This is a genomic window from Streptomyces mabaensis (assembly GCF_053763515.1).
This window is the reverse complement of sequence record NZ_JBSOPZ010000032.1, coordinates 80296-90850: the sequence shown is the minus strand read 5'-3', so window position 1 is coordinate 90850 and position 10555 is coordinate 80296. Positions and strand designations below refer to the sequence as shown.

The 10555-nt window shown below is 72.1% G+C and carries 8 protein-coding genes; 4 read left to right on the top strand and 4 right to left on the bottom strand.

Features of this window, described 5'->3' with window-relative positions:
* Window positions 1-173: 173 nt before the first annotated feature.
* A complete protein-coding gene (locus ACWV17_RS25780; protein WP_455351192.1) occupies window positions 174-941 on the bottom strand; it encodes a GOLPH3/VPS74 family protein in 768 nt (255 codons plus the stop codon).
* A 206-nt stretch (window positions 942-1147) separates the two neighbouring features.
* Between ACWV17_RS25780 and ACWV17_RS25775 the strand changes: the two genes are divergently transcribed.
* A complete protein-coding gene (locus ACWV17_RS25775) occupies window positions 1148-4009 on the top strand; it encodes a hypothetical protein (protein WP_455361588.1) in 2862 nt (953 codons plus the stop codon).
* Between the two features lie 384 nt (window positions 4010-4393).
* Entirely contained in the window at window positions 4394-6184 is a 1791-nt protein-coding gene (locus ACWV17_RS25770; RefSeq protein WP_455361593.1) for an MFS transporter, read from the top strand.
* Window positions 6185-6204: 20 nt separating this feature from the next.
* On the opposite strand, the gene ACWV17_RS25765 is transcribed toward ACWV17_RS25770, so the two are convergent.
* Window positions 6205-7068, bottom strand: coding sequence for a MerR family transcriptional regulator (locus tag ACWV17_RS25765; protein WP_455361592.1), 864 nt, complete (start codon window positions 7066-7068; stop codon window positions 6205-6207).
* Between the two features lie 271 nt (window positions 7069-7339).
* Between ACWV17_RS25765 and ACWV17_RS25760 the strand changes: the two genes are divergently transcribed.
* Window positions 7340-8239: an adhesin gene (locus ACWV17_RS25760; RefSeq protein ID WP_455361587.1), complete on the top strand. Its 900-nt coding sequence runs from the start codon at window positions 7340-7342 to the stop codon at window positions 8237-8239.
* 114 nt (window positions 8240-8353) lie between these two features.
* Window positions 8354-8554, top strand: coding sequence for a hypothetical protein (locus tag ACWV17_RS25755; RefSeq protein WP_455351196.1), 201 nt, complete (start codon window positions 8354-8356; stop codon window positions 8552-8554).
* 84 nt (window positions 8555-8638) lie between these two features.
* Here ACWV17_RS25755 and ACWV17_RS25750 read toward each other — a convergent pair whose 3' ends face one another.
* The gene (locus ACWV17_RS25750) at window positions 8639-9085 is read right to left on the bottom strand and encodes a hypothetical protein (protein WP_455361586.1); all 447 of its coding nucleotides are present in this window, start codon (window positions 9083-9085) and stop codon (window positions 8639-8641) included.
* Between the two features lie 87 nt (window positions 9086-9172).
* Window positions 9173-10513 (bottom strand): FG-GAP-like repeat-containing protein, encoded by a 1341-nt coding sequence (locus ACWV17_RS25745; RefSeq protein ID WP_455361585.1) that lies wholly within the window; start codon window positions 10511-10513, stop codon window positions 9173-9175.
* Between the last annotated feature and the right edge of the window lie 42 nt (window positions 10514-10555).

Below are 10555 nucleotides of genomic sequence, written 5' to 3'. Positions count from 1 at the left end.
CCCCCCCCCCCCCCCCCCCCCCCCCCCCCCCCCCCCCCCCCCCCCCCCCCCCCCCCCCCCCCCCCCCCCCCCCCCCGACTGGCGGCTCCCGAACCGGGTCTGTGGGGACAGTCGGTGCGGCGGGTGGTACGGGGTGTGGTGCGCGGTGTGGTGCGGTTCTAACGTGTCACTGCTCAGTGCGCGACGGCGCGTGCCATGCTCCCGCGGCGCGGCTGCATGGACTGCGACGGCATCCCTGGCAGCGGAACCCCGGCGGATTCCGTGCTCCGGACCGGCGACTGGCGCCCGCCCGGTGCCTGAGCGCGGCGCGGCTGCGCGGCCACACCGTTCTGGACGTCCATCACGGCGTGCGCCACGAGTCCGCCCATGGGGTCGTGCCGGATCAGATCCCGCAGCCTGCTGCGGGACGACCGTCCTTCGTTACCCGGGTACAGGTGCTTGCCGAGCCCGACTGCGTGGGCCAGCGCGGCGAGCGCCGCGGTCCGCGGGTCCGGCGGTACGCCGGTGCGGATCGCACTGTCCAGCCGGGCCCTGATCTCCCGGCTGATTGCCGTGTCCGTCGCCTGGTAGCGAGTCGTCGGCAGAACTCCGCACATCTGGCCCGCCACGGCATGCACCATGCCGCACCGCTCCAGATGCGAGAGGTAGGTCTGGCGCAGCCCCAGGCGGGGCCCGCCGATCCAGTGGACGGCGCGCACCGGGCTGCCGCGTCTGCGCAGCAGTTCCAGTGCGGAGTCCAATGTCGGATCTCCTGTCGGCCGTGGCATCACCACGGCGATACGATCCCCGTCTGGGGCTATCCGTCCCGCCAGAGCCAGCTCTACTAGCTGGGCCCCGGCAAGGCCGAGGTCGAGCGACTGCGGCTGCGCCGTGGTTCCCGTGGTCGGGTCCAAGGCGAGCAACAGAAGCTCTTCCGGAATTGTTCTGCGGCTCCTGCCCATCCATGCCTCCCCGCGTGGATGAATGACAGGGTGACCCCTCTCACATTCATCTGTCGAGAGCGCCTGGGTGCTTTGTTCGGGAACCAGTAGGTATGTCGTTCTCGTCTAGCACGTGAACGCGGTCCACGGGACGGGACACTGGTAGACGGTTCGGACAGCTTGGACAGCTTGAAAGCTTGGGCAGCTAGCAGCTAGAGGAGGCATCGGTGGCGGGCGAGTCCCCCGACAAGTCGGAGCAGCAGGGATCGTCGGGGGAGAGCACTCCGGCAGAGAGTGACCCACGGCTGTCCGTCTTCCGCGAGCCGAAGGTGAGTACGGATCAGCCGACGGCGGTGTTCAAGATGCCGCGCCCGACGGAGCCGTCGGAAGCGGGCAGCGGCGACTCGCGCCTGCGTGCGGCGGTGGCGGCGTGGGTGGCCACGGCGGAAGACGAGACCCCGTCACCCGCCACGCGGCCCACGGAGGACCCCCGGAACCCAGCCGTACCGGAAGCCCGCGACCCCAAGCCCCAGGCCGCGGAGGCGCCGGGAGAGGAGCCACCGCAGGACGCCGAGCCCGCGCGTGGTTCCGGGTCCCTGGGCCCCGCCGGCGAGTCCGAGCCCGCGGCGGGCGGGGACGCCGACGCCCAGCTGCGCGGCGGGGATGCCGACAAGTCCGACCGCCCTGTGGCCGATGCGGCCGCGCCTGCTGCGGGCGAGCCCGCGCGTGGTTCCGGGCCTGCGGACGGGGCGTCGGACAGCGACGTTGACGCGAAGCCGTCGCGCGGTGCGGGTGCCGACGAGGCCGGCCGCCCTGCGGCCGCGACGGGTGCGGACGCTGACGCGTCGCACGGTGCGGAGCCCGCGCGTGGTTCCGGGCCTGCGGACCGGGCAACGGCCGAGGGCGTGGCTGCGAAGGCCGCGCCCGCAGCCCGTGACCCCAAGCCGGTTGCGGACAGGGAGCCGTCGGGCGGCGCGGGTGCCGATGAGGCCGCCCGCTCTGCGGCCGAGCCCGCGGGGCCGTCTCGCGGTGCCGAGCCGGCGGGTGGTTCCCGGCCGGTGGCCGGGGCGTCGGCCGGCGACGCTGACGTGAAGCCGGCGGGTGCTGACGCAGACGCGTCGCGTGACGCGGAGCCTGCGCGTGGTCCCGGGGTTTCGGCCGAGGACGTGGCCCAGAAGGCCGCGCCTGCAGCCCGCGACCCCAAGGCTGCCGTGGACAGGGAGCCGTCGCGCAAAGCGAGTGCCGACAAGCCCGACCGCCCTGCGGGCGAGCCCACGCGTGGCTCCGGGTCTGCGGACGGGGTGTCGGACAGCGACGCTGACGCGAAGCCGTCTCGCGGCGCGGGTGCCGACGGGGCCCGTCGTCCTGCGGCCGCGACGGGTGCCGACGCTGAGGCGTCGCGTGACGCGAGGGCCGACAAGGCCGGCCTGCCTTCGGCCGGGGCGAAGCCTTCGGGCGAGGCGGCGGCGGAGCCGGATCGTTCCTCCGGGGCAGGGGCGGGGCAGGACGCTCCGGGTGCGGATGCAAAGGGTGTCGACCAGCCCACGGCCGTGTTCAAGGCCGTACGGCCACCCGCGCCGAAGCGGGAGTCCGCCGACCGGGCCACCACCGCGTTCAAGGCCGTACAACCGCCCGCGGCCAAGCCCAAGCCCGAGCCCGGCGCCAAGCCCAAGCCCGAGTCGGGTGCCGAGCGCACGAGCAAGTTCGTACCGCTGAAGCCCACCGGCGCAACGGCCTCCGCCACCGCAAGCGCGAGCGCAACCGCCCTGCCCGAGAGCGAGCGGACCAAGCAGCAGCCCCTCCCGCCCAAGCCGCCGCTCGACCTGCTGGCCGAGCTGACCAACACCCCGCCCCCCGAGTCCACCCCGGTGCGGACGGCCGTCTGGCGGGTCAAGATCTGGACCCCGCTGGTCCTCCTCCTGGGGATCGTCTTCGCGGTCGTACAGGCCGTGCGTCCGCTGCCCGACCCTCAGTTGTCCATGACCGCGAAGTCGACCTTCGCGTTCGAGGGGGAGAAGCCCTCCCTCCCCTGGCCCGCCGACGGTCAGGCGTTCATGGCGGCGTCGGGACTCGGTACCGTCGGGTCCTCCGGCGAGCAGAAGCCCGTACCCATCGCGAGCGTCACCAAGGCGATGACGGCGTACGTCATCCTCAAGAACCACCCCCTCAAGGAGGGCGAGGACGGCCCGTCGATCCCGATCGACGCCAAGGGCGAGGCCGAGGGCCAGCTGGACAAGTCGGACGGCGAGTCGACGCTGAACACCGTCAAGGAGGGCGACAAGCTCACCCTCCGCGACGCGCTCGCGGCCATCATGATTCCGTCCGCAAACAACATCGCGCGGCAGCTGGCGCGGTGGGACGCGGGTTCCGAGGAGGCGTTCGTCAAGAAGATGAACGAGGCCGCCGAGGAGCTCGGGATGAAGAACACCACCTACACGGATCCGTCCGGACTCGACGCGACGACCGTGAGCACGGCCGAGGACCAGGTGAAGCTGGGTCTGGAGCTGGTGGAAATCCCCGCGTTGATGGACATCACCAAGCTGCCGTCGTGGGAGGACCCCTCGGGCAAGAACTGGCGGAACTGGAACGAGCTCGTCCCGTTCAACGGCGCGCTCGGCATCAAGACCGGCAGCACGACGAAGGCCGGCGGCAACCTGCTGTTCGCCGCGCACAAGAAGGTCGGTGCGACCGACCAGCTCATCGTCGGCGCGGTGCTCGCCCAGCACGACACGCCCATCCTCGGCACCGCCATCCAGGCGAGCAAGGACATCATGCTCGCGACGCAGGAGCTGCTCGAGTCGCGCGTCGTCGTGAAGAAGGGCGATGTCGTCGGCCACGTCGACGACGGCCTGGGCGGGACGACGCCCGTCGTCGCGACCAAGGACGTGAACGCCGTGGGCTGGCCCGGACTGACGGTGAAGATTGAACTGACCGACGGCGGCTCGGCCGTCCCGCACTCGGCCGCGGCCGGGACGGAGGTCGGGACCCTGACCGTGGGTGAGGGTGCCAGCCAGGTGAAGGTGCCGGTCGCGCTCCAGGCGGAGCTCACGGAACCGTCGTTCGGCGACAAGCTGACGCGAGTCGCCTGAGCCCACGGCCGACTGCCTGCCGCCCCGGGGACGGAGGGGGGGGGTCGGGGGGGGGGAAGGGGGGAAAAAGTGGAGAACGGAGAAAGGTTGCGTGGGCGTGCACCAAAGTGGGGAGAAAGGGGGATGGGGGTCGCTGGAGCCCAGGGCGGATTGCTTTCCCCCCTGGACCGGGACGCGTGTTCCTGGTCCCGGGCCCTGGGCAACCACTTGACGCCCGTACAGCGTCTACGTGTACGTACACCGGAACTTCACCGGGGGTGAGGGCGCCGCGCGGAAAGACGGGGAGTGTCGGGAGTGACCACCGCTGAGCCGAAGCGCGCCGACGGAGAACGCGACGCGGAGGCCGGGGCGGCGCGGCAGCCGCGCGAGGCCGGGGCGGCGCGAATAGCGCTCGCGTCGGCCGCACCCACCGCCCCCCACCCCAAAGACAGCGCATCGCGACGCCTGCTGCGCCATCCGGTGGCCGTCACCACCGCCCTCGCCGCGCTCGCCCACATCATCTGGTTCCTCTTCGTCGCAAACAGCGGCGGCGACCTCGCCGCCCAGGACGCCTGGGCCGAGTTCGTCGGCCGGCACCCCGACTCCGCGTACAACCTCGCCTGGTACGGCGGGATGCACCCCGTCTCGTACAGCGTGGTGTCCCCGTACCTCATGTCGCTGCTCGGCGTCCGTACGACGATGATGATCGCCGGCACCGTCTCGGCCGGCCTGCTCGCCCTCATCCTGACCCGCTGCCACGGGCCCGCCGCCAACGCCGCGGCCAACGCCGTGGCCAACCCCCTGCCGCCCGCGCTCGCCGGGGTGTTCGCGCTGCTCTGCAACGCGCTGTCGGGCCGGGTGACGTTCGGGCTGGGCACGATGTTCGCGCTGGGCGCCGTGGCCGCCGTCTTCTGCTGGCCGCGCCGCTGGGCGGAGAACCGATGGGCGAAGGCCGCCGTCGCCGCGCCGCTCGCCGGACTGGCGACGGCGAGCAGCCCGGTGGCCGGGCTGTTCGTCGGGATCGTCGCGGCGGCGCTGTTCCTGAGCCGGCGGCGGCCGGGGGCGTACGCGCTCGGGCTCGCGCCGGTGGCGGTCGTGGCGCTGTCCGCGTGGCTGTTCCCGTTCTCGGGGACGCAGCCGATGTCCTTCTGGACGGCCTCGCTGCCGTTGCTCTTCTCGGTCCTGGTGTTCGTCCTCGTACCGAAGAACTGGCGGACAGTCCGGATCTCCGCCGTCGTCTACGGCCTCGGGGTCCTGCTCACCTGGCTGATCGACTCTCAGGTCGGCTCCAACGTGACCCGGCTCGCGATGCTCTTCGCCGGCGTCGTGCTGGTCGCCGCGCTGCCCTTCGCCGTACCGCGCTCGCGCAAGTGGTACGCGATCGTGGTCGCCTGCGCGGGGCTCAACTTCTGGATCGGCTTCAAGGGCGTGGACGACGTGGTGCGTACCACCCCGGTGGCCTCCTGGGCACGTGAGCTCGCGCCGCTCGTCAACCAGTTGCAGCAGGTCGGGGCGGACCGGGGACGCGTCGAGGTGGTACCGGCGAGCAGCCACCGGGAGGCGTCGGCGCTCGCTCCGTACGTCAACCTGGCCCGCGGCTGGAACCGGCAGGCGGACATGGAGCGCAACCCGCTCTTCTACGACGACACCCTCAACGCCGACAACTACCGGGAGTGGCTGGACCGCTGGGCCGTTCATTTCGTCGTACTTCCGGAGGGCACCCCGGACTCCAGCGGGGCCGAACAGGAGACGCTGCTGGTCCGGGCGGGCCAGCCGTATCTGAAGCGGGTGTGGGGCGACGCCAACTGGCAGCTGTTCCGGGTAGAGGACCCGACGCCGCTGGCGGATCCGCCCGCCACGGTGGACCGCGCGGGGGCGGGCGGGCTGACCATCAGGGTGAAGTCGCAGGGGCGGGTGCTGATTCGCGTTCCGTACTCGCCGTGGCTGAGCCTGGTCGACGCCGAGGGCAAGCGGGTGGAACCGCCGCGGGAGACGGCCGAGTCGCGGGAGCGCGACGGGGATGACGGGCGTCCGAGGGACTTCGTCAATGTGAGCGGCTGCCTGATGAAGGCGGAGGAGGACGCGGCGGGCGACGAGTGGACGGAACTGCTCGCCCCGGAACCGGGCACGTACCGCCTCGGCGCCCCCTACGACCTCCCGCGAGGCACACCGTGCCCGGAGGAACTCCGCGACTGATCGCGCCCGCCGCGAGCGGGTCAGGCGACGGGGAACGCCACGTCGCACACCGGGTCCCCGGGCCCGGCCGCATCCCAGTCCGCGAAGTAGATCTCGCGGCACGGGCCGGTGACGGCCAGGCCCTGTTCCCGCACCCAGTCCTCGACCGCCTCGAACGCGGCGGCGATCCGCGGGAAGGCCACGTCCTCCTTGTTGACCCGCGCGTAGGCGAACCGCTGCGCGGGCTCGATCCGCAGCGTGACACTCCGGCCGCTCGCGGCTGCGTGCGCCTCGGCCGCCGCCACGTCCGCGACCGGTACGCAGGCCTCCGCCGGGCCGTCGCTCTCCTCGGTCACCTCGGCGTAGTACGCCACGAAGGGGACGCCGGCGACCCCGCCGCAGCCCTCGGCCGCCTTGACCAGCCGGTCGAACGAGGCCGGGATCCACCGCGGCAGTTCCTCGGCCAGCAGGTGTTTGCGTACGGCCAGGACGGCCTGTTCCGCCACGTCACACGTCTTGATCTCGTACAAGTCCGGTCTCCTGCCTGACAGTCGGTCACGGAGATGGGCCGCGATCGCGCGCTGCACGGTGATGCGTTCCTCGACCGCCGCCCAGTACGCCGCCACCGCGTCCGCCGCCTGCGGACCCGGCAGCCCGACGATCCCGGCGATCTCCGCCAGCGGCATGTCGATCCGCCGCAGCAGGGCGACCAGCCGCGCCTGCGCCACCTGGTCCGCGCGATACCAGCGGTAACCGCTGGACTCGTCGACCCGCGCGGGTGCGAGCAGGCCGAGCCGGTCGTAGAGGCGCAGGGCCTTGGGCGACAACCGCGAGCGCGCGGAGAACGCCCCGATGGTGAGCAGCGCGGCGCCGTCGGCCGTCCGGGTCGCCGGTGTGGCCCGCAGCGGCTCGGTCCCCGTTCTGGTCGGAGTTGTTCTCGGAGTCGTTCACCGGCCCATCCTCCCCGTCGCCGGGCCGTTCCGGCCCGGTGGAAGGAGCGTGCGCCCTGCCCCTGGGGGAAGGTCAAACGCGCGGGGGCCTATCCACCGGTCGTGTGTTCCTGCATAGTGGTCTCCCCTTGGCATACCGATCAGTCGGTCCAGACGTTTGGTGCGGTGCGAGAAGGCAATGACGTGCGTGGGGTGCGACGGCGACGGCAGAGGCGCGTTGCCCGGGATGACCTGCCAGGTGTGCGGCGCGGAGCGAGCCGGCGCCCGGCCGGCCCGGTTCAGTACCTGGATCGCCCGGGAGACTCTGCCCGGCCGCCTCTCTGCCCTGTCCACCACGGGGAAGGCCTTGCTGGCGGCGGGAGTTGTGCTGACCGCGCTCGCCCTGGTCTCGGTGTCGGTGCTCCTCGCCGGCTCCGCGGAGCCGTCCGGCGCGCCCTCCGGCGGCGGCGGTGACGGCGGCGCGGTCGCCGGTATCGGCGGCGCACCGCAGCGGATCGGCCCCACCAGCTTCCCCGGCGGCGGCTCGCCCACCCCCTCGCCGTCGGCTCCGGCGCCGCCTCCCGCCTCGTCCCGGCCGGTGCCCCCGGTGAAGCCGCCGCCCGAAGCCCGCCCGCCGGCGTACTCCTCCTGGGCCGGTCCCGGATGCACCGGCGGCCATTACCGCGAGCACGGCCGCTACCACAAGGGGGACGACGGCTGGTACACGGTGAACTCAGGTGGCTACCAAGGCAGTTCGTGCGACGGCAGCTTCTCGGCGGTCCCCATGTCGGGGAGCGCGACCCAGGACTACGGCAACACGGCGACCTGGTCGTGGCGGATCGGCACGGGCTTCGACGAGTGTGCTCTCGGGGTGTACATCCCCAAGGGCCAGCGGGACCAGGACGTGGCGGGCGACCCCACGCAGTACCACGTACTGGCCGACCCGTACGACGACCACTCCCGCTACCGGACCTTCCGGGTCGACCAGACCGTCCACCGGGGTGAGCTGGTGAGCGTCGGGAGCTACGAGGTGCGGGGCGAGTGGTTTGCCGTACAGCTCACCGACCGGGGCGAGGACTGGGGCAGCGACGGGCGCGAGGGCGCGCACCACGCGGCGGCGCAGATGCACCTCACCTGTCGCACCTGACCGCTTACGTCCACTCACGCGCGGTCACGACGGGTGCATGCGTACGAGGGCTCGCCTAGGATCCAAGTGGCGCACCTTCACCGCATCCCGGCTTCCTCGAGGGAGTGACCACGGATGACCACAGAGCGCAAGAAGGACCTCGCGGCCGCCGCGCAGGAGCAGGCGACGGACCACGCCCCACCCCCGCCCGGCCACGGCTACGCGGGCCCGATCCAGAGCAAGATCAAGGGCGGGGCGCACACGAAGCCGGACCTGAAGCGGTCGGGCTCCCCGAAGGGCGACCGGATCGGCGAGCGAACGAAGGGCCTGAGCTGACCCAGCCGAAGACCGCACCCCGACGGGACACCCTCAGCGCGCCGGGGGCCTGGGCTCCCGGCCGGCTTGGGGCATTCGCATGGGTCAGCACCAGTCCGAACCGGCGCGGTCCGCGATGATCTCCACCTGGACGGTTCCGTTGTCCGGGCCATTCACCGTGAGATACGCAGTCGTGCCGCCCATCCGTTTGGTGAAACAGTCGGACACCGAGTCGTCACCGCGCGCGCCGCTCGGCCGCCAGCCGTTCGCCTGCGCGGCCTCCCGGTAGTGGACGAGGGTGCTCCGCAGGGACGCGCCATGCCTGTACTCCCTCCCGACGGACACGAACAGATCGTCGTCGTCGCACCCCTTGTACGGGACGCCCTTCCCGGCCCCCGCCGGCCCTGCGTCCAGCACGGGATCCCCCGCCATCGTCTCCGCGAGCCGGTCCTCCTGCTCCCCACACCCGTACACGAACAGGAAATACCCGGCCGGAATCCCCACGAGCATCACCACCGGCACGGCCACCAGACCGGCCACCAGTATCCCCACCCTCTGTCTCCGCATACCGCCGGACGCTAGCGCAAGAGAGCGACGGCCGATGCCCCGCCCGGTGATGGGGCGGGGCATGGCGGGAACTCACGAAGGCGGAAAGCCGCCGACCCGGGGGAAGTTCCCGGCCACTCCGAGCTTCCCGGCGGTCAGTTCTACGCTCCCCGTTCCGAGGGGGCGGGTGGAGGTGCCGGGCAGGACCCACACTGCGCCGCGGTAGTTGTCCTCGCCCTCCGCGCCGATGATCAGGTCAGGGTGACCGTCCGCCTTGACGTCGCCGACCGTAAGCGTGGTACCGAACCTGTCGTCCTCCTCCGATACCCCGGGCACCGACCCGGTCTCCTGGGAGATCTCGTACGAGCCGGCGCCGGGTGTGCCGGTTTTCTGGCCTGGGATGACGACGACGACTCCAGCATCAGCCTGACCGTTCCGCTGCTGTCCGGGCACGCCGACGATGATGTCGCCGAGACCGTCCTTGTTCAGATCGGCGACGGCGACGGCGGTGCCGAACGCGTTTTCCTTCGTCGACGTGCCGGAGACGCCGGCCGTGTTCTGGCTGATGTGCACCGGTGCCGCAGCGAGACCGTTGCTGCCGCCGTACCAGAGCGCGAGTTGACCGCCCAGGTGCCCGTGGGTGCCCTCGACCGGTTCGTCGGGGTCGCCGACAACAAGGTCGTGGTAGCCATCGCCGTTGACATCCCCGACGGCGGTGGTCGTGCCGTCGATGGGCAGAGGGGTGCTGCCGTTACCGGGGTCGACGTACACAAGGCCGCCGCTATAGCCACCGACCCGGACTGAGGTGACGATTCGCTCGACGCTTCCGTCGCGACGGAAGTCCGCGAAGTCGGTGACGGCGGCCGAGGGGGTATGCCGGGTCAGCGATTTCGTGCTGACCGAGCCGTCGCGCTTGAGCGTGCCGCTGAACTCGACCGACCCGTCGTAGCCGCCGACCAGTACACGCGGGCCGCGACTGTCGCGCACCGCGGCGACATCCAGGCCGTACCGACCGCTCCCGACCATCGGTACGGGTAGCGTGCTCGCGGCGGCCAGGCCGTTCTTGCCGCCCCATAGCACGGTGACCATGCCGGCTTTCGCTGCGCCGAGGCCCTCGTTGGGTGCTCCGACGATCAGGTCGCTGTAGCCGTCCCTGTCGAGGTCGGCATACGCCGTCGCGGCACCGAAGAGGTCATCGACCTCGGCAGTGCCCGGCACGCCGGCGGCGTTCTGTGTGATGACGGCCTTGCGCAAGGTCGAGACCCCGGTCCTGGAGCCGTACAGGACCACGACCGCACCCGCGCCGCCCTTGCCTCCCACCGTGGCCGCGGGCGCCGGCACGACCAGGTCGTGGTAGCCGTCCCCGTTGAAATCCGCCGGCGCGGCGATGGGCTTCGCCATGGCGTTGGCGGGCATGACGACCAAGCCGGCCACGGCGGCGCAGGACACGGCAATCGCCGTCGCCAGCCTGCCTCT